This is a genomic window from Micromonospora sp. NPDC049891, assembly GCF_040660295.1.
Lineage (GTDB): Bacteria > Actinomycetota > Actinomycetes > Mycobacteriales > Micromonosporaceae > Micromonospora.
This window is the reverse complement of the sequence record NZ_JBFAML010000091.1, coordinates 1-1,111: the sequence shown is the minus strand read 5'-3', so window position 1 is coordinate 1,111 and position 1,111 is coordinate 1. Positions and strand designations below refer to the sequence as shown.

The following is a 1,111-nucleotide window of genomic DNA, read 5'->3' as shown; positions in this document are numbered from 1 at the left end:
CTTCATCTTGCTCGGGCACGCCCATCCAGCCGAACAGCAGGCGGCGGCCATCTTCCGCCAGCGTCGTCTGCGGCGCATAGAACTCGAAGCCGGCGTCCAGCTCGCGAAATTCGCCGTGGCTGAAGGCCGGCTGCAGGTAATCCAGCTTGCCGAGCAGATAGCCGGCCTGATAACGGTTGAGATAGCGTTCCGGCTGCGGCGCCAGCCCCTGCGGGCAGCAGATCAACACGTCGGCGTCGTCCAGCGAGAACAGGTCTGGGCACTCCCACATGTAGCCGAATTCACCCAGGTCGTGCAGGCCGGAACCGGCGATCTCGCCCAGCGGTTGCCAGCCGCGCAGATCGCTGGAACGAAGCAGCAGCACCTTGCCGCGATCCTGCAAGTCCCGAGCGCCGAGCACCATGTACCACGCATTCTGATGACGCCACACTTTGGGATCGCGTACGTGCCCGCTGTAGCCGTCCGGCAGCGGCAGCACCGGCCCGAGCTTGCGGTATTCGCCCCGATCGCTTTCCTGAGCCAGGCATTGATAGGCAGTGCGTGAGCCGTCGGGGAATTTCACATTGCCGGTGTAGATCAGCGTGATTTTATCTTCTGCCACCACCGCCGAGCCGGAATAACAGCCGTGGCTGTCGTAACAGGCACCTGGTGCCAGGGCGAGCGGCTGATGCGCCCAACGCAGCAAGTCGGTCGACTGCCAGTGTCCCCAGCACTTGTTGCGATGATCGCAGCCCAGCGGATTCCACTGATAGAACAGGTGATAAACGCCGTTGTGCTGGATGAAGCCGTTGGGATCGTTCAGCAGGCCAACGCTGGGCGCCAGATGCCAGGCCGGGCGGTGCGGATCGCGCAGCGCGCGTGGCTGGCCGTTCATGACCGCCTGCATCGCCTGTTTGATTAAGCTGAGTTCTTCCATCATTGCGCGTCCGTTTTATATTTCAACAGGAGGGAGAGTATGAAGGCGGTGCCAAACGCGATCGCCAGGCCGATGATATAGCTGACCAGCGAACTGGCCTGCACAATCGCCATGCCAGGGATCGCCGTCAGCCCGACCGCGTTCATGCCGACGTGATTGGCCACCACCCCGGCGCCGCCGAGCGCGCCGCCCGCC

1 protein-coding gene and 1 pseudogene are annotated in these 1,111 nt (G+C 63.4%); both read right to left on the bottom strand.

The features are described 5' to 3' along the window. Window positions 1-919: sucrose-6-phosphate hydrolase (locus tag AB0I71_RS32640; RefSeq protein WP_357591225.1), on the bottom strand; the 919-nt coding region annotated here is incomplete at its 3' end. After that, window positions 916-1,111 (bottom strand): annotated as a pseudogene (locus AB0I71_RS32635) (hypothetical protein); the annotation flags it as partial. The pseudogene AB0I71_RS32635 and the gene AB0I71_RS32640, both read right to left, overlap by 4 nt.